At 75.0% G+C, this 17,127-nt stretch carries 14 protein-coding genes; 5 read left to right on the plus strand and 9 right to left on the minus strand.

The features are described from left to right. Positions 1-226: 226 nt before the first annotated feature. Positions 227-916: a DUF3159 domain-containing protein gene (locus tag KBX43_RS26645; protein ID WP_064445398.1), complete on the minus strand. Its 690-nt coding sequence runs from the start codon at positions 914-916 to the stop codon at positions 227-229. Positions 917-1,008: 92 nt separating this feature from the next. On the opposite strand from KBX43_RS26645, the gene KBX43_RS26650 reads away from it, so the two are divergent. Together KBX43_RS26650 and KBX43_RS26655 are read left to right on the plus strand one after the other, a co-directional pair. After that, entirely contained in the window at positions 1,009-1,890 is an 882-nt protein-coding gene (locus tag KBX43_RS26650) for a phosphatase PAP2 family protein (protein ID WP_043329825.1), read from the plus strand. Positions 1,891-1,898: 8 nt separating this feature from the next. Then, positions 1,899-2,570 carry a maleylpyruvate isomerase N-terminal domain-containing protein gene (locus KBX43_RS26655; protein WP_210887762.1) on the plus strand — a complete coding sequence of 224 codons (672 nt, stop codon included), beginning with the start codon at positions 1,899-1,901 and terminating at the stop codon, positions 2,568-2,570. A gap of 2 nt (positions 2,571-2,572) precedes the next feature. On the opposite strand, the gene KBX43_RS26660 is transcribed toward KBX43_RS26655, so the two are convergent. Beyond that, on the minus strand, positions 2,573-3,412 hold the full coding sequence (locus KBX43_RS26660) for a DUF1028 domain-containing protein (protein ID WP_043329827.1): 840 nt from the start codon (positions 3,410-3,412) through the stop codon (positions 2,573-2,575). A gap of 53 nt (positions 3,413-3,465) precedes the next feature. Then, positions 3,466-4,677: a low temperature requirement protein A gene (locus tag KBX43_RS26665; RefSeq protein ID WP_043331146.1), complete on the minus strand. Its 1,212-nt coding sequence runs from the start codon at positions 4,675-4,677 to the stop codon at positions 3,466-3,468. 144 nt (positions 4,678-4,821) lie between these two features. Between KBX43_RS26665 and KBX43_RS26670 the strand changes: the two genes are divergently transcribed. Beyond that, positions 4,822-5,796, plus strand: a complete 975-nt coding sequence (locus KBX43_RS26670) for an LLM class F420-dependent oxidoreductase (protein ID WP_113972417.1) — start codon at positions 4,822-4,824, stop codon at positions 5,794-5,796. Position 5,797: 1 nt separating this feature from the next. Further along, a complete protein-coding gene (locus KBX43_RS26675) occupies positions 5,798-6,604 on the plus strand; it encodes an SDR family oxidoreductase (RefSeq protein WP_113972416.1) in 807 nt (268 codons plus the stop codon). A gap of 108 nt (positions 6,605-6,712) precedes the next feature. Here the strand turns inward: KBX43_RS26675 and KBX43_RS26680 are convergent, their stop codons facing one another. From KBX43_RS26680 to KBX43_RS26705, 6 genes are all read right to left on the minus strand, one after another. Then, the gene (locus tag KBX43_RS26680) at positions 6,713-7,990 is read right to left on the minus strand and encodes an MFS transporter (protein ID WP_113972415.1); all 1,278 of its coding nucleotides are present in this window, start codon (positions 7,988-7,990) and stop codon (positions 6,713-6,715) included. 124 nt (positions 7,991-8,114) lie between these two features. Then, the gene (locus KBX43_RS26685) at positions 8,115-10,403 is read right to left on the minus strand and encodes a transglutaminase domain-containing protein (RefSeq protein ID WP_210887735.1); all 2,289 of its coding nucleotides are present in this window, start codon (positions 10,401-10,403) and stop codon (positions 8,115-8,117) included. Then, on the minus strand, positions 10,397-11,551 hold the full coding sequence (locus KBX43_RS26690) for a DUF58 domain-containing protein (protein WP_069087747.1): 1,155 nt from the start codon (positions 11,549-11,551) through the stop codon (positions 10,397-10,399). The genes KBX43_RS26685 and KBX43_RS26690 overlap by 7 nt, the downstream gene beginning before the upstream one ends. A gap of 2 nt (positions 11,552-11,553) precedes the next feature. Further along, on the minus strand, positions 11,554-12,549 hold the full coding sequence (locus tag KBX43_RS26695) for a MoxR family ATPase (RefSeq protein WP_064445403.1): 996 nt from the start codon (positions 12,547-12,549) through the stop codon (positions 11,554-11,556). Between the two features lie 25 nt (positions 12,550-12,574). Next, positions 12,575-15,145 carry a fibronectin type III domain-containing protein gene (locus KBX43_RS26700; RefSeq protein ID WP_210887766.1) on the minus strand — a complete coding sequence of 857 codons (2,571 nt, stop codon included), beginning with the start codon at positions 15,143-15,145 and terminating at the stop codon, positions 12,575-12,577. A gap of 206 nt (positions 15,146-15,351) precedes the next feature. After that, positions 15,352-16,275, minus strand: a complete 924-nt coding sequence (locus KBX43_RS26705) for a fibronectin type III domain-containing protein (RefSeq protein WP_307851592.1) — start codon at positions 16,273-16,275, stop codon at positions 15,352-15,354. Between the two features lie 58 nt (positions 16,276-16,333). Between KBX43_RS26705 and KBX43_RS31970 the strand changes: the two genes are divergently transcribed. After that, positions 16,334-16,456 carry a hypothetical protein gene (locus KBX43_RS31970; RefSeq protein WP_255365604.1) on the plus strand — a complete coding sequence of 41 codons (123 nt, stop codon included), beginning with the start codon at positions 16,334-16,336 and terminating at the stop codon, positions 16,454-16,456. The last annotated feature ends 671 nt before the right edge of the window (positions 16,457-17,127 follow it).

The raw sequence follows: 17,127 nt of genomic DNA on the forward strand, positions 1-17,127 counted from the left end.
GGGGAACGGAGCGGCCGGGTCGGCGGACGGCCTGACGCCCACGGTCAGGCCGGGTGGGCCGGCCGTCCGGCCGACGCAGCGGACCGGCCGGCCCACCACTCCGCCCGGTGACGACCCATGGCGCGAAAAGGCACGCAAAATTCAGCGGTCCACGGGATCACATCCGGGCCGTGGACGGAGTAACGTATTTGACGGAGAGGCCGCTCCCCCCGTGGCGGCCTCTCCATTACTCTTCCCGGACCGGCTCACCGCCGGGCACCGGCGCCGTCACCGGGTGCCGCAGTCCCGGATGCCCGGCCGGCAGCGACCGCCGGATCACCACCCAGCTCGACGCCAGCGCCGCCGCGATCAGCGGCCAGGTGAGCGCCGCCCGCGCCACGGTGAGCGCGACCACCTGCCCGTCCAGCCACAGCGGGATGAACACCGCCAACCGCAGGACGTAGGTGCCCGCCCACACCCAGCTGCCTCGGCCGTACGCCCGCAGCAGCGCCGGATCACGCCGCCACCGGGTCCGCTGGCCCAGCGCCGTGCCGACCACCACGCCGAGCAGCGGCCAGCGCACCACGATGCTCACCGCCCAGGCCAGCGCGCTCGCCGCGTTGGCGGCGATCTGCAGCAGGAAGAAGTCCTCGGCCCGGCCGGTCCGCAACGCGACGAGCGCGGCCACGCAGACCGCGAGCAGCCCGATCAGCACCGAGCGGGGGCGGTCCCCGCGCCGCCACCGCCAGCCGGCCACCGCCGTGCCGGTCAGCAGCGCGGCGAGCACACCGCCGCGCAGCCCGCCGAGCACCCAGCCGAGCCCGAACGCGAGCGGCGGCAGCGTGGCGTCGACCGCCCCGCGCCGGCCGCCGAGCAGGTCGGCCAGCGACTCCGGCCGTGGCCCGGCCTGCGGTTCCCGCTGCGGCGTGCCGGTCACGCCCCACCTCCTCGGATCGCCCGCCTCACCGTACGCCGAAGCCGATGGCGCTCCGCCGCGCGCGTCGGCGGCCCTACCGTTAAGTTGTCCGGGTGCGGGAGACGGCAAGGGGTTGGACGGCGGTCTGGTTGGTCGTACTGGCCCTGCTGCAGACGGCTGCGTTCGTGCTGGTGTGGCGCTTCGCCGTGCACACCGAACTGGGCCAGTGGCTGGACACGGTGGCGCTGACCGGCAACCAGATCGGCCAGGACCGCATCGACGGTCCGGTCGACACGCTCCTCAACGCCATGTCCGTGGTGTCGCTGCTGGCCGCGACCGCGGTGATCGGCTTCATCGCGCTGATCCGGGGCCGCAAGGCGCTGGCCGTCACCGCGACGTTGCTGATCGCCGGCGCGAACGTGACCACGCAACTGCTCAAGCACTTCCTGGTCCGGCCCGACTTCGGCATCGACCCGGAGCGGGCCGCCGCCGGCAACAGCCTGCCCAGCGGCCACACCTCGGTGGCCGCCTCGGTGGCGGTCGCGCTGATCCTGGTGCTGCCGCGCAAGCTGCGGGCGGCCGGGGCGTTCCTCGGCGCCGGGTACGCCGCCGCCGCGGGCGTCGCCACGCTCTCCGCCGGCTGGCACCGGCCCAGCGACGCGGTCGCCGCGTACCTGGTGGTCGGCGCGTGGGCCGCGGTCGCCGGGCTGGTGCTGCTGGTCTTCCAGCGGGAGCAGGCGGTGGTCGAGCCCGGCGACGCGCACCGGGTGACCGCCGCCGTGCTCGGCGGCGCCGGCGCGGTGGCGCTGCTGGCCTCCGCGCTCGCGTTGTCCTGGCTGGTGGACCGCTCCACGATCCCCGTCGAGGCGCTCAGCCGCCGTCAGCTCTTCGTCGGGTACGCGGGCAGCGCGGCCGGCATCGCCGGCACGATCGCCGTGGTGGCCGCGCTGGTGCTGGTCGTGGTGCACCGGCTGGTGCCCCGGTGGAAGGGCTGATCCGGCGGATGGAGACGGTACGGGCGGCGTTCCGGGCCGAGTGCGACCGCCTGGAGCGGGTGCTGCGCGACCTGGACGACGCGGCGCTGGACCGGCCCACGCCGTGCCCGCCGTGGCGGGTGCGCGACCTGATCGCGCACGTGAGCACCGGGGCCGGACGCCTGGCGGGCATGCTCGCCGAGCCCGCGCCGCCCCGGGCCGAGGTGGACGCGGCCGCCTACTTCGGCGCGGCCAAGTTCAGCCCGCCGGTGGACCGGGACCGTGTCGAGGGCGCGCAGCGTGCGGCCCGGGAGCACCCGGGCGCCGCCGAGGTGGCGGCGGAGTTCGGCCGGGCCTGGCGTGCCACCGACGAGGCGGTCGCCGCTGAGCTGCCCGCACGGGTGGTGCGTACCCGCCACGGTGACGCGATGGCGTTGCCGGAGTTCCTGCGTACCCGGGTGGTGGAGGTCGCGGTGCACGGCCTGGACCTGGCCGACGCGCTGGACCGGACGCCGTGGCTGACCCCGGCCGCCGCGGACGTGGTGATCGGCGTGCTCACCGGCGGCGTGCCGGTGCCGCCCGGACTGGGCTGGGACGCGCTCACCGTGCTGCGCAAGGCCACCGGGCGGCTGCCGGTCACCGGCGACGAGCGCGCGGAGCTGACCCGCGCCGGCATCGGCCGGCTGGCCTTCGGCGGCTGACCTCAGCGCCCGGCGCAGCGCCGCAGGTGCTCCAGCACGATCGGGTCGATCCGGCCGGGCACGAAGCGTTCCTCCAGGTTCTCCAGACCCGTCCAGGCGGCCAGCGCCTCGTCCAGTCCGGCCGGGCCGACCGGGTGCCCGGTGGCGGCGAGCAGTTCGGCCACTTCGGCGGCGAGCGGACCGGTGAGGTCGCGCAGCGTGGCCGGATCGGGGCGGCCGAACAGCATGTGGTGGATGCCGAGCAGGCGGCGCAGCTCGGAGACCGGGTCCACATGATCGTCCACCCGCAGGTCCACCAGCTCGTCGCCGGTCCCGGCGTAGCCGCCGTGGCGCTGCACCACGAGCATCGCCGCGCTCTGCCGCCCGCGCCGGTCGCCGCCGGCCGCGTCGCCGGCGGTGAGCGCGGCCAGCAGCCGCTGCGGGAACGGCAGCTCCGCACGGGCCAGCCAGGCGTCGCGCAGCGCGTCGATCACCTGCGGGCCGGTCAGGATGTTGCCCTGCGCGGCCCAGCCGTCGCCGGCCTGCCCACCGGCCCACGGGTGGCAGCGCGGCCCGGTCCAGGTGGCCCCGTCGCCGGTCGCGCCGACCACGGCGAGCTGCCGGTCGTCGCGTCCCGGATCGGCGGCCACCAGCCCGGCCACCGCGTCGGTGGCGCTGACGCCGGTCCGTAGCAGCGCGAGCGCCTGCGCCCGGTAGGCGAGGTTGGCGTGCGCCTGGGTGGCGACCGCCCCGACCAGCGCCTCGGCGGCCGGCACCAGCGCCCCGGCGGCGAGGAACCGGCTGGCCACTGCCACTCCGAACAGGCGCCCGTCGGCGGAGCGGGCGACGAGCGAGAAGGTCACGCGCGGATCGTAGCCCGCAGGGCGGGCACGGGGCCCCGCTCCGGCGGCACCGCTCAGAACGGCGGCGCGGCGTCCTCCGGCGGCCGGCCCCAGGCACGCCGGGCGTCGGCGACCGCCACCGCCGTCAGGACCGCCGCGGCGAAGCCCGACGCGACGAGCGGCGCGAGGCGCACCAGCAGCGGTACGGGCAGCAGCAGCGCGGCGATCCCCACCAGCCGGGACGGGGAGACGCGGCCGAACACCTCGTACTCGAAGCGGGCCCGGCCGGCCAGGAACACGGCCGGCCCGCCGAGGATCACGGCCAGCCAGGGCAGCTCGTTGTGCCCGATCGGGTGCTCGATCACCAGCTCGTAGCCGATCGCGGTGGCGACCACCCCGATCACCATGACCAGGTGGGTGTCGGCGGCGGAGCGGCCGACGGTGGCCGGGTGCGCGGCCCGGGTCACCGCCTCGCCCAGGATCTGGCCGGCCCGTTGCACGTAGATCCGCCACAGCAGCACCGAGGTGGCGAGCGCGACGGCGAACGCGGTGACCATGCCGGGGCTGGTGGGGGAGCGGGTGAACGACAGGCCGGCGAGCAGGATCGTCTCGCCGAGCGCGACCAGGAAGATCTGCTGGTAGCGCTCGGCCAGGTGCTCGCCGTGGATGTCCCAGCGGGAGACCGTGGAGCGGCCGAGGCCCGGCACCGGCCAGCCGAACCGGGCGGCGAGGTACTCCAGCACCAGCGCCGCGGTCCAGAGCGCCACCCGGGCGTTCACCGGCAGCAGCGCGCCGGCCAGCCAGAGCACGCCGGTGGCGCAGAACGTGATCAGCATGCGCCGCTTGAGCCGGCGGTACTGCTGGTTCTGCAGCACCAGCACGAGGATCGCCGGCCGGCTCACCTGGGCCACCACGTACGCGGTGGCGAACATCAGGCCGCTGTGGCCGAACGCGCGGGGGATCGCCACCCCCATCACCATCGCCGAGATCAGCGCGGTGATCACGATGATCTGCAACCACAGGTGGTGCGGGTCGTAGCGGCTGGTCGTCCACGCCGTGCCCTGCCACACGGCCCAGAGCGCGACCAGCAGCAGCAGCGTCTTGCCGCCGCCGGTCACCGCCGACCAGCCCGTCTGCCCGCCCTCCAGCACCAGGTCCTCGAAGGCGCGCGCCGAGATCCGGGTCAGCGCGAACACGTACACCAGGTCGAAGAAGAGCTCCAGGAACGTGGCCCGGTCGGGGCCGCCGCCGGAGCTGCGCAGCGCGGCCGGCTCGGCGGTCCTCACCGCGCTGCCCCGTCCCCGGTCCACCTCATCCGGCAGTCGTAACACTCTTTCCCGGCTTCTCGTCACCGATCACCCATATCGCCTTGGATCTTGCTCGCGGCGGTGCCGGACGGGCACCATCGACGGGTGACGAACCGATGGGGCATGACAGTGCCGCTGGGCGGTATCCCGCTCGCCGACCACGCCGCCGTCTACGCGGCCCTGGACGACGCCGGCTTCACCGACGTGTGGTCCTCGGAGGTGGCCGGCGCCGACGCGTTCACCCCGCTGGCCCTGGCCGCCGCCTGGTCGCCGCGCCTGCGCCTCGGCACCGCGATTACGCCGGTGTTCACCCGTGGCCCGGGACTGCTGGCGATGAGCGCCGCCGCGCTGGCCGAGGCGGCGCCGGGCCGCTTCGCCCTCGGCGTCGGCGCCTCGTCGCCGGTGCTGGTGCGGGACTGGAACGCGATTGGATTCGACGAGCCGTTCAAACGGACCCGGGACGTGCTGCGGTTCCTGCGGGCCGCGCTGCGCGGCGAGACCGTCGACGGCGCGTTCGACACGTTCGCCGTACGGCGCTTCACGCTGGAGCGTCCGCCGAGCGTGCCGCCGCCGGTCGTGCTGGCCGCGCTGCGCCCCGGCATGCTGCGCCTGGCCGCCGCCGAGGCCGACGGGGTGATCCTCAACTGGCTGGCCGCCGAGGACGTGCCGACCGCCCTGGCCGAGGTGGGCGAGCGCCGCCCCGGGTTCGAGGTGGCCGCCCGCATCTTCGTCTGCCCCACCGAGGACGCCGCGTACGCCCGCGCGCTGGGCCGCCGCATGATCACCGGCTACCTCACCGTCCCCGCGTACGCGGCCTTCCACAGATGGCTGGGCCGCGAGGACTCGCTCGGTCCGATGTGGCAGGCGTGGGCCGCCGGGGACCGGCGGGGCGCCTCCGCCGCCGTACCGGACGAGGTGGTCGACGCGCTGGTGCTGCACGGCTCACCCGAGCAGTGCGCGGCCGCCGTCCGCCGCTACGCCGACAACGGCGTCGACGTGCCGGTGCTGGCGGTGCTCCCCACGCCCGAGATCACCGAGGGCGGCGCGGCGGCCTGGCTGGATCTGCTGTCCCGGCTCGGCCCCGGAGAGGTGGCCTGAGATGAACCTGACCGACCGGGTGGTGGTGATCACCGGCGGGGCCGGCGGGATCGGCGCGGCCCTGGGCCGACGGTTCGCCGCCGAGGGCGCCGCCGCCGTCGTGCTGGCCGACCTGGCCGCCGACGCGGCCCGCGCCACGGCCGAGGCGATCGGCCCGGTGGCCACCGGCGTCGGGCTCGACGTCACCGACGAGGCGGCGGTACGCGCACTCGTGGACGACACCGAGCGCCGCCACGGCCGGATCGACCTGTTCTGCGCCAACGCCGGAGTCGCCACCGGCGGCGGCATCGACGCGCCGGACGCCGACTGGGACCGCGCCTGGCGGGTCAACGTGCTGGGGCACCTGCACAGCGCCCGCGCGGTGCTGCCCGGCATGCTCAGCCGGGGCCAGGGCCACCTGCTGCTCACCTGCTCGGCGGCGGGCCTGCTCACAGCGGTCGGCGACGCGCCGTACACCGCCACCAAGCACGCCGCGGTAGGGCTCGCCGAATGGCTGGCGATCACCTACCGGGACGCCGGGATCCGGGTCAGTGCGCTGTGCCCGCAGGGCGTGGACACCCCGATGCTCGCCGACGGCCTCACCGAGGGGCACCTGGGCGCCCGGGTGATCGCCGCGTCCGGGACGATCCTCAGCCCGGACCAGGTCGCCGAGGCGGTGATCGCCGGGCTGGCCGAGGAACGGTTCCTGATCCTGCCGCACCCCGAGGTGGCCGACTACGCCCGCCGACGTGCCGAGGACCCGGACGGCTGGCAGGCCGGGCTGCGCAAACTCGTCCGGAAGCTGCGCGCGAGCCTTCCTCAGTCGTGAGGGATCTCCTGCCCGTCGACGCACGCGGGAGACCGCCAGTGGGCCAAGGGCGGGCTTCATGTGGGTCGGGTCAACGACGTGGGCATCGTGCTGCGGACGGATGCGGATTCAGCCATCGTCACCGGTTCTCGCCATCACCGGCGGGGTTGCCGTCGCCGCCGGCTCCGCCGCCGCCGGCGGTCCGGATCGGGTGGGTAGCAGCAGGGCGGCGACCACTGCGCCGGCCGCCAGTACGCCGATCACGAGCCAGACCGTGGTGGTGAGGGGCAGCTGTTGTCCGGCGATGCTGCCTGCCGAGGCACCCACCACGGTCGCGGCCATCTCGGCGGCGGAGAAGGCGGATCCGACCCGGCCGAGCTGACGGTCCGGGGTATGGCGTTGGACCTGCACCTGGACCAGCATCAGCAACGCGCCACCGGGCAGGCCGGCAAGGGCGATGAAGACCAGCGCGGCGGCGAAGTGGTGGATGAGGAAGAGCCCGGCGAAGCAGAGGGTGATCGCCGCCAGGCAACCGGTGAACGACAGCCGGAGGAGCCCGCTACGGGACAGCACGTTGCCGACGTACGCGCTGGCCAGGAAGCCGCCGCCGAGCGCTGCCATGAGCACACCGACGTCGCCGGCGTCGCCGCCGAGGACGCTGATGACGTACGGCACCAGAAGCACGTTCAGAGCGGCGTTTGCCAACAGGAAGAGGCTGGAGACGACGAGAGTCGTGCGGAGGATCGGATGCCCGAAGAGGAAGGCCAGTCCCTCCCGGAGTTGCCCCCGGAAAGCGGCCAGCCAGGAGGACGCGTCCGGCTGCTGCCCGTCGTCGGTCACCCGCAGCCGACCCATTCCGAAGATCAGTAAGGCCGAGAGCAGGTACGTCGCGGAGTCGATCAGCACCAGGCCGTCGAAACCCACGAGGGCGTAGAGCGCGCCGCCCAGGGGTGCGCCGGCGAGGCGGACGATGCCGCTCGCCACCGTGTTCCAGGCGTTCGCCGCCTCCAGGTCGCCGCCCCGGCCGACGACGGCGGGCACCACTGCCCGGGCCGCGGACTGGAAGACGTGCCCGATTGCGCTCTCGAAGAACATCGCCGTGTAGAGCAGCCACAGCATTCCCGGATCATCGACCACGATCAGCGCGAGCACGACGACCATGCGCAGCAGGTCAGCGCCGACCATCACCGTTCGCCGGTCCCACCGGTCGGCCAGCACCCCGGCCAGGGGCGCGAAGACGATCGCGGGCAGGGTCTGCGCGACGAAGGCGAAACCACTGCTGAGCGTCGACCCGGTCATCGTGTAGACGTAGACCGGCACCGCGACGATCATCAGCCAGTTGCCCAGGTTGGACAACAGCGTGCTGGTCCAGAGCAGACCGAAACGCCGGTTCCTGATGCAGATCACCACTCACCTTACTTCCGTGACGCCGGCTGCCGGTGTCCCACAGGCGTTCGACGACCAGGAGGTCAGCAGATGGTCAGGAGGACTCGTGGCGGTACCGGCTCGGCGATCCGGTTACGGCTGTTGATCAGCGTCGCCACCGTAGCGGCCCCGGATGGATCGTCCACAGCAACTGTCGCCACCGTGGCCGGGCCGAGCGCAGCGCCTCGGCGAAGCCGGCGCTCAGTCCTGCGGCCCGGTCCGCCTGTTCCGGCGTGACGCTGCCCGGCGCGAAGCCCGCCTGGTTGAGCAGAGCGGCCAGCTCGTCCACCGTTGCCTCATCCGGGTCGCCGATCGCCGCGTCCTCTCCGGGCCGCGCCGCGCGGGCCTCGGCGAGCGTCCGGCGGGCCCGCGCGGCGACCTCCGCCGCCGCCAGGTCCGGCCCGACCGGGTGTCCGGCCAGGCGCAGCGCGTCGGTCAGCTCCCGCCAGGCGCCCGCGACCCGCTCGCCCGGATCGCCCACCGCCATACGCGAGCGGGTCAACCGGCGGCGCAACGCGACCAGCGTGGCCAGCACCGCCCCGAGCAGCAGCGCCAGCGCTCCGACACCGCTACCGACCAGCACCGGCGTACCCGAGCCGCCCTGCTCCCGGCCGGGCGCGGGCGCGGCGGCCGGCGGCGTGACGCTCGGCTCCTCGGTGGGCGCCGGCACCTCCGACGGCGGCGGGTCCTCCGGCTGCGGCCGGAAGTCCTCCTCCACCGGACGGGGCTCCTCGTCCGGGCGCGGCATCGGATCGAACGGCACCCAGCCGACGCCGTCGAACAGCACCTCCGGCCAGGCGTACGCGTCGGCCGCCCGCACCGGCCCGTCGCCGTCGGGCCCGAACCCGACCACCACCCGGGTCGGCAGGCCGGCGAGGCGGCCGAGCACCGCGAACGCGGCGGCGAACTGCTCCGACGTGCCCCGCTGGCCGCCGCCGTTACGCGGCCCGAACAGGAAGAACGCCAGATTCGGGTACGCGTGCCCGCTCGGCGCGTCAGCTGTCACCCGGTAGTGCTCGGCCAGGAACGTGGCGATCGCGTCGGCGCGCGCGTACGGAGCGCCGTTCGACTCGGCGAGCTGCGTGGCCAGCCGGCGCAACGGTTCCGGCGCGCCGTCGGGCACCCGCAGCACCCGGGCCACCTCGTCACCCGCGGGCACGTTCGCCGTGCTCAGCAGGTTCACGTCCGGTTGCTCCCGCATCGAGGACACCTCGTACCGCAGCCCTGGCGCGAGCCCTTCCGGGCGGATCAGCGTCCCGGTCGCCGGGTCGTACGCGACCCGCGCGCCGGTCACCTCGCGCGGCGTGGGCACCGCCGGCAGCAGCCGTCCGGTCAGGTCGCCGACCGTGATCTCCTGGCGCACCTCGTCGGTGGCCGTGTTCGGGGCGGGCTCGACGGCGGGCAGGATCCGCCCCGCGTTGCGGTACGTGGCGCCGACCCGCCAGGTCACGCCGTCGTAGTCGCTGAGCACCGCCAGCCGGATCCGCGGCGTCCCGCCGGCCGGCGCGCCGCCGACGGTCCGCACGTCCAGCAGCCGCTGGTCCGGGTTCAACGCCCACCCGGAGATCCGGATCAGCGGGTTCTCGTCCAGCGACTCCACCCGTGGCGGCTCCACGTAGCGGCGCGGGTCGACCGGTCGCTCGTCCACCTGGGCGGCCACCACCGGGGCGAGCAGCGCCGCCAGCGCCACCACCACCGCCAGCCCGGCCGCGCTCGCCGCCACCAGCCGCAGCCGGACGGCCGCGCGTACCGCCGGGGTCAGACCGGCGACCGGATCGGCCGCCGGGCCGTCGCGGCGCCCGGGCGTCGCCAGGCCGGCCGCCGCGACCGCCGCGAACACCACAGTCGGGCCGATCGCCGGATCCGCGTTCGGCCCGACCACGTAGAGCGCCCCGGCGTAGAGCAGAGCCGGCGGCAGGTAGCCCAGCAGCACCCGCCCGGCGCGCAGCGCCACCTCGGCGGCGGTCAGCCCGGCCAGCCACGCGGCCGCCACCGGAACCAGCACCGTGTCCGGGGCCGGCTCGACCGGAATCATCGCGGTGAGCAGCCGGGGAATCGCGTTACGGGCGGCGTCGGTGGTCACCTCGCCGAGCCCGCCCGGCAGCGCCGCGTGCGCGGCGGCCAGCCGCAGCGACAGCAGCGTCCACCCGGCCATCGCGGCCACCGACAGCGGCGCCACCAGCCAGGACGGCAGCCGCCGCGCGGCCACGCCGACCAGCACCGATCCGACGGCCGCGCCGGCCATGAGCCGGGTCAGCAGCGGATCCGCGTACACCCGGCCAAGCACCACGCCGGAGAGCGCGACCAGCACGATCAGCGCGGCCGGTACCGGCACGGCCCGCAGCACCCGGACCGCGCGTTCCGCCGCCGGTTGGGTCCGTGGCGGCGTCACCACCGGCGGATCCCGTCCCACTCGGCGGCGAACGCCGCGCCGTCCGCCGCGTCCAGCACCGTGAGGCCCGTCGCGCCGGCCGCCGTCGGCCCGTCCGCGCCGAACATCCCGACCACCACCGACGGGTACGCGCCGCGCAGCGCGCCGACGTGCCCCAGCTCGTCGCGGCCACCCGGCCCGGTCAGGAAGACCAGCGTGTCACCGAGCCGGTCCCGGCGCAGCCGCCCGGTCGCGGCCGGCAGCACGTCCGGCCCGGCGTCCGCCAGCTCCACGGCGGCCAGCCGGTCCAGCGGCCCGGCCGCGCCCTCCGGCTCCACCTCGGCCGGTACGACGAGCAGCAGCTGCACCGGCAGGTCCTCCCGCACCGCGGCGGCCACCACCGACGCGGCCGCCTCGCACGCCGACTCGAACGACTCCGCGACCCCGCCCACCCGGCCCGGATGCGCCGACGCGCGGTTGTCCAGCACCACCACCAGGCGCGGCAGGCTGGTGTCCACGTTCTCCCGCACCATCAGCTCACCCACCCGGGCGCTGGTGCGCCAGTGCACGCGGCGCAACTCGTCGCCCACCACGTACTCCCGCAGCGAGTCGAACGTGATCGACCCGTGCGGCACGCTGTCGGTACGCCCGTCCAGGCTGCGCCCGGCACCGGTGGGCACCGCGGACAGCGGATGGATGCGCGGGTGCACCCACACCGGCACCGTGCCGCCGTAGCCGCGCGCCAGCGCCACCAGGCCCAGCGGATCCCGGCGCACCACCCGCAGCGGCCCCACCGGCACCACCCCACGCCGGTGCGTCGGCACGTCGTAGCGCACCACCGTGTCGCGGCCCGGGCGCAACCGCAGCAGCGGCACCGGCACCAGCGCGCCCGCGCAGCGGTCCTCGGCCACCAGGTTCGCCGCCCGCAGCCGACCGGTGTTGCGCACCGTCAGCTCCATCGCCGCCGGCTCACCCCGGGCCACCCGGTCCGGGTCGGCCCGCCGCGCCACGCTCAGCCGGGGCCGCCAGGCCGCGTTCACCACGCCGTAGCCGACCGCCACCCCGGCCGCCGCGCCCAGCACCGTCAATTCGGGGTACGCGTAGCGGAACCCCACGCCGAGCAGCACCAAGGCGGCGACGAGCAGCCCGATGCCACGGGCGGTGATCCCCACGCTCAGCCGTGCACCGGCGTGGCCTGGCCCGACGGCAACGGCACCGGCACCGACGCGACCGCCTGACGCAGCACCTCGGCGGACGTCACACCACGCACCTGCGCGTCGGGGGTGAGCAGCAGCCGGTGCGCGAACACCGGCTCGACGAGCGCCTTCAGGTCCTCCGGCATGATCCAGCCCCGGCCGTCGATGAGCGCGTACGCGCACGCCGCCCGGGTCAGCGCGATCACGCCGCGCGGACTCACCCCGACCCGCACCTGCGGATGGGTACGGGTGGCAGCGGCCAACCGCACCGCGTACGCGTACAACGGCTCGGCGATGTGCACCCGCCGGGCCATCTTCACCATCTCGCCCACAGTGGCGGTGTCGGTCACCGCGGTCAGCGAGTCGGGGGAGCGGACCGTGGCGCCGCGCAGCACCTCCACCTCGACCGCCTCGTCCGGGTAGCCGACCGACAGCTTCACCAGGAACCGGTCGAGCTGCGCCTCGGGCAGCCGGTATGTGCCGTCCATCTCCACCGGGTTCTGCGTCGCCACCACCAGGAACGGCTGCGGCACCGGATGCCGTACGCCGTCCACCGTGACGGTGCGCTCCTCCATCACCTCCAGCAGCGCCGACTGCGTCTTCGGCGACGCCCGGTTGATCTCGTCGGCGATCACGATGTTGGCGAACACCGGCCCCGGGTGGAACTCGAAACCCCGGCTGGCCTGGTTGAAGATCGTCACCCCTGACACGTCGGAGGGAAGCAGGTCCGGCGTGAACTGGATCCGCCGCCACTGCCCCTTCACGGTGGCCGCGATCGCCCGCGCCAGCGTGGTCTTGCCGACGCCCGGCACGTCCTCCAGCAGCACGTGCCCCTGCGCGAACAGCGCGGTCAGCGCCAGCCGCACCACCTGCGGCTTGCCCAGCACGACCGCGTTGACGTTGTCGGCCAGCCGGGCGGCCAGGGCGGCGAAGCCCTGCACCTCCGGCTGGCTGAGCGGTTCGTGCGTGTTCACGGATGCGCCTCTCGGGGTGGTGCGGTCAGCAGGTGGGCAGCAGGTTGAGGTCGTCGCCGCCCTCCAGGTTCAGCCAGGCCCACGGGATGTAGTCGCGGCCCTTGCTGTGGTCGACGCGCACCCACCAGGTGCTGCGCTTGTCGTTGTTGTAGATGTAGGCGTAGACCTCTTCGCCCTTCTTCTTGCAGTAGGCCTTCAGCCGGGCGCCGTTGGGCTCCCAGCCTGCCTGCCTGCTGTTGTCCTGCTGAGTGACCGAGAAGATCTCGTTGCCGTTGCGCTCGCCGGGCACGTCCCGGGAGCAGTAGGTCGCCTCCGCGCCGGAGGAGCCGTTGCGGCAGGTGGCGATCCCGTACAGCGCGTCCGTGGTCTGCGGCCGGGAGGCGGTGCCCTTACCGGCGGCGTTGGACGCGGTCAGCGTCACCGTGTACGCGGTACCCGGCGAGAGGCCGGTCACCCGCAGGCTGGAACAACTGCCGCTCGCCGTCTTCCCGCCGGTCGCCGCCGTGCAGGTGGCCCGCCCGCCGCCCGCGTCCACAGTGAACGTGACGGTCACCGACGTGGCATCCGCGGACGAGCCGGTCACCGTGATTCGCGGCTCGGCCACCGTCCGCGCGGTGGTGCTCGCCTCCGGTCCGGCCCCGGCCTCGTTCACGGCCTTGACCTTCACCGTCACGTTCTGCCCGTTGCCCAGGCCGCCCACAGTGGCCCGCACGTCGGTCACCTCGACCGACTTCCCGGCCGCCTCCACCACGTACTTCGTCACCGGGCGGCCGTTGTCCACCGCCGGGGACCACTGCACCGCGACAGTGCCGGGCTGGTCGGCGACAGTGGACGCGCGCAGGTCGCCCGGCGCCTTCGGCACCGTGAACGGCACCACCGTGTTGCTCACCGGCGACGCCTTCGACCCGGCGCCCTTCTCGCTCACAGCTGTCACGGTGAACGCGTACTGGGTGCCGTACTCCAGTTGCCCGGCCCCCACCACCAGCTCGGTCTTCGCCGACTCGCCCGCCGGGGCGCTCGCGCCCGCCGAGGTCGCCGTCACCGCGTACTTCGCGATCTTGTTGCCCTGGCCGTCGGCCTCGGGCCAGCTCACCCGCACCGTGCCGTCCGGCCGCGCCTCGGCGGTCACCGACGCCGGCGGGTCCGGCACCTCAGCGGTCGGCACCACCGGGTTGCTGCGCCGTGCCGGCCCCTCACCCTTGGCGTTCACCGCGTGCACCGAGAACGTGTACGTCTCACCGTTCGTCAGGCCGGTCACCTCCAGCGAGCGCTGGTTCGCGCCGACCTGGCGGGTCTGACCGGCACCCTCCACCACGTACCTGGTGATCTCGGCCCCGTTCGACGCGGCGGCCTGCCAGCTCACCCGCGCCGAGGCGTCACCAGCGGCGGCCGTGACCGACTTCGGCGCTCCGGGCTTGCCCACCTTCGGCTTCTTCGGCGGGGGCGGCGGCGCAGCGACCGGCGGCGGATCCCCGCCGAGCACGTCGTTGGCGTACTTGTTGACCTCGCGCACCCGGTTCTGGTCGTCGACCACCTGCGCGGTGGACGAGTCCGGCGGGTTGATGAACAGGTGGTTCTCGCGCACCTCCAGCTCGACCGGGCCGGGGCGGCCGGCGCCCTTCACGGTCTGCACGAGCTGCCCCTCGGCGTCGAACGCGTAGACCGTGCCGGTCGTCTCGTCGGCGCAGTAGAACCGGCCCGCCCACGCCACCGCCGGGCTGAGCCGGACACCGTCGCCCGGCACCGCGAACCGCTTCACCTCGCGGCTGTCGCGCACCACGTGCACCGACCGCTCACCGGGAACCGTCACCGGCACCTGCTGCCCGCTGGTACGAGTCGGCAGGTAGCCCGGCGCGGTCATGGTCAGCTCGGCCCGCGTGGTCCGACCGCCCACCACTGTCACCAGCGACGTCGAGGTGCGGTCCAGCACCGCCACACCCTCGTCCAGCGTGGACACCACCAGCTCGTGCGCCGGCTCGGCCACGTCGTACGTCTCGACGCGCTTCGGGCTGAGCCCGGCCGGCGGCGCGTCACCGGGCGTCTCCGGCAGCTCGGCGGCGGTAACCGCCGAGACGGTGCCCTCGCTCGGCACCGCGATCCACAGCTTGCCGGCGCCGTCGAACGCGCCGCCGGTGATGCCCGGCGGGTAGCGGACCGGCTCGCCCACCGGCGTCAGCGCCCGCGGGTCGAGCTGCCGGACGATGCCCTGCACCGCGTCCACCACGAACGCCGCGTCCTCGTGCAGCGCCACGCTCACCCCGAGCCCCGGCGCGGTCGGCGTGGTCGCGGTGATCTGCAACGTCGCCAGGTCCAGCGAGCTGACCTGGCCGGTCTTGAGGTCGCGCAGGATCAGCAGCCGGTCGGTCTGGGCCACCTGCACCTGGTGCCGCCGCCCGCCCGGCACCTCCATCCGGGTGTCCACCCGCGCGGTGACGCCGTTGACCCGGGCCAGCTCGCCGCGGGTGCTGCTCCACAACCAGGAGGAGGCGTCGTAGCTCGCCACCGCGTTGTCCGCGGCGCCCAGCCCGAGCACCGTCAACCCCATCGCGGCCAGCAGCGCGGCCACCGTGCCGACTGTCACCAGCCCGCCCCGCATCCGCGACCGTGGACGAGCCTGCTCCGGCCCGGTGCCCGTGACGTCCTCGATGGTGGTCACTGCCGGCTGCCTCCCCGTGTCGGTGGGGGAGAGACGCCGAGCACGGCCGACCCTCCCCAGAGCCGGGAGCCATCATAGGTGCCGCCCGGAGCCGGTGAAACCCGCACCGTCCTCCTGTGGACACCGAGCGTGTCGCCCCCGGACCGTCAGTTCGGCGTGGCGCCGCCCTCCCGATCCGTGCAGACCTGACCCGAGGTCGAGTACGAATCGGTCGCGTAGACCGCCAACACCGTGAAGCAGTAGTCGAGCTTCGCGCTCAGCCCGTTCACCGTGTAGCGGGTCTGCCCCGCGTCCACAGTGGCCATCACGCCGAGCTTCTGCCCGGCCCGGCCACCCGCCACCACGAACGGCACCCCGCCGTTCGTCGGGTCGGTCCAGGTCACCGTGACAGTGGTGGTGTCGTCCCGCAGCTGCAGATCGCCCGGGGGCGGACCGGCCACCTTCGGCGACGCGGAACCGGACGCGGGCGCGGGACCGGGCGGCGGCGCCGCCTCCCGGTTCAGCAACACCGCGCCGACGCCGACGACGGCCACCACCGCGAGCACCGCACCTCCCACCACCAGGGCCAGCACCGTGCGGTTGCGGCCCGGCCGCTCCGGCTCCATCGGGTACGCGCCCGACGCCGGTCCCGCCGCCGGCTGGTGGAACATCGGCGGGTTCACCGGCCAGGCGCCCGGCTCCGGCTGGGCCGGCGGCTCGGGTCGCGTGGACTCGGGAAAGTCCAGCAGGTCCTCGTAGATCGGCATCGGCCGGTTCCGTTCCGGCGCGTCCCCTTCCGCCTGTCCGGCCGCGTCGCCGTTTGTCGGCTCGTCCGGGTCAGGCTCGTCCGTGTCCTGCTCGGGGTCGGCGGGCCGGTCGACCGGCTGGGACGGGGCGACACTGCTCCACGGCGGCGCGACCATGCCCCACGGCGGTACGGAGCCGCCGCTGACCGGCGCGGCGCTGACGGGCGCCGCATGTGCCTGGCCGGCCAGTGACGGGTAGTCGCCGTGACCGGGTGGTCCGCTGACCGGTGGTGGGTAGCCGCTGACCGGAATTCCGCTGATCGGGTACGCGGCCGCACCGCTCACCGGTTGCCCCGGTGGGCCGCTGACCGGATGCGTGGGCGGCGCGCTGACGGGATGCGGCGTGGGCGTGCCGATGGACGGTGCGCTCGCCGGCGGCGTGGGCGTGGACGGTGAGCTGGTGGGTGGTGCGCTGGCCGGGGGCCCGCTCATCACGGGTGCGTCGGCTGGAGGTCCGCTGCTCTGAGGACCGTCCACCGGAGGCGCACCGACCGGGGGTCCGCTGACGGACCCGGATGCCGCAGGATTGGCCGTGGTGCCGGTGGCCGCTGTCGCGGCTTGGCGCTCCGACTCCTCCTCCAGCAGCGGGCCGATCTGCTGTACCTGGATCGTCGGCTTGTCCCAGCCCGGTCCACCCGGGGCGGTCGGTGGCGTACCCGCGCCGGGGCCGCTCGCGCTCGCCTCGATCGCTGCGGGGTGGACTTCCGAGGCTGCTGCCGTTCCGGTCCCGGCCGTACGGTCCGTGGCGGCGTACGGAGGAGCGGCTGCGGCCCCGGCCACCGGTTGGACGGCTGCCGGCCGTGGCGGCACGGGGGTCGGCGGAGCGACAGTGACTGCCGGCGGTGGTGGCAGGACAACGTTCGCCGGTGCGGGGATGCTCGGTGCCGGCGGCAGGACGGTCGGCGGTGGCGGCGGTGGCACGACTCCAGCCGACGGCATCCGCGACGGAGGTGGGGTAACGGAGGCTGGAGGCACCTCGGCGCTCGGCCTCGCTGATGGCGGCGGGATGACCGGTGGGGGCGGTAGCGGGGACGCCGGGCCGGATACGGGCGGCGCCACCGGCCGCCCGTGCACCGGCGTCCCGGCGGCCGGCGCGGCCGTCGGCGTTCCAGCTGTTGCCGTCGGCGTTCCGGGCGC

This window comes from Micromonospora sp. C41, from assembly GCF_018070485.1.
In the GTDB taxonomy this organism is placed as follows: Bacteria; Actinomycetota; Actinomycetes; order Mycobacteriales; family Micromonosporaceae; genus Micromonospora; species Micromonospora chalcea.

Bases quoted from the DNA above. Each gene is read 5' to 3' on its own strand.
- KBX43_RS26670 (WP_113972417.1), top strand. From the start codon at position 4,822: ATGACAGTGCCGCTGGGCGGTATCCCGCTCGCCGACCACGCCGCCGTC.
- KBX43_RS26675 (WP_113972416.1), top strand. From the start codon at position 5,798: ATGAACCTGACCGACCGGGTGGTGGTGATCACCGGCGGGGCCGGCGGG.
- KBX43_RS26700 (WP_210887766.1), bottom strand. From the start codon at position 15,145: ATGCGGGGCGGGCTGGTGACAGTCGGCACGGTGGCCGCGCTGCTGGCC.
- KBX43_RS26655 (WP_210887762.1), top strand. From the start codon at position 1,899: ATGGAGACGGTACGGGCGGCGTTCCGGGCCGAGTGCGACCGCCTGGAG.